At 64.0% G+C, this 261-nt stretch carries 1 protein-coding gene; it reads right to left on the bottom strand.

Annotated elements, in window-relative coordinates; translation table 11 throughout:
- Positions 1 to 261 (bottom strand): c-type cytochrome (locus ACLJNW_RS26110; protein ID WP_410961491.1); only part of this gene is annotated, 261 nt, incomplete at both ends.

The following is a 261-nucleotide window of genomic DNA, read 5'->3' as shown; positions in this document are numbered from 1 at the left end:
CGCCGTTGAAGACCACTTCCAGGTGGTGCTCCTTGGGCCCGGTGACGATCTTCGAACCCTTCAGCGCCGGGAACATCGGCGGCATGCCCTGGCCTTCGGCCTGGTGGCAGGCGGCGCAGATGGTGTGGTAGACCTTGTCGCCGCGCGCAACCAACTCTTCCTTGGTCCACTCCTTGCTGGTCAGTTCCTTGACCTTCGCCGCCTCTTCCTTGCGCTTGGCCAGCCACTGGTCGAACTCGGCCTTGGGCTTGACGTCGACCA

It is taken from the genome of Salmonella sp. SAL4457 (genome assembly GCF_046548235.1).
In the GTDB taxonomy this organism is placed as follows: domain Bacteria; phylum Pseudomonadota; class Gammaproteobacteria; order Enterobacterales; family Enterobacteriaceae; genus Salmonella; species Salmonella enterica.
The sequence above is the reverse complement of the archived record's forward strand: the minus strand, read 5'-3'. Positions and strand labels throughout refer to the sequence as shown.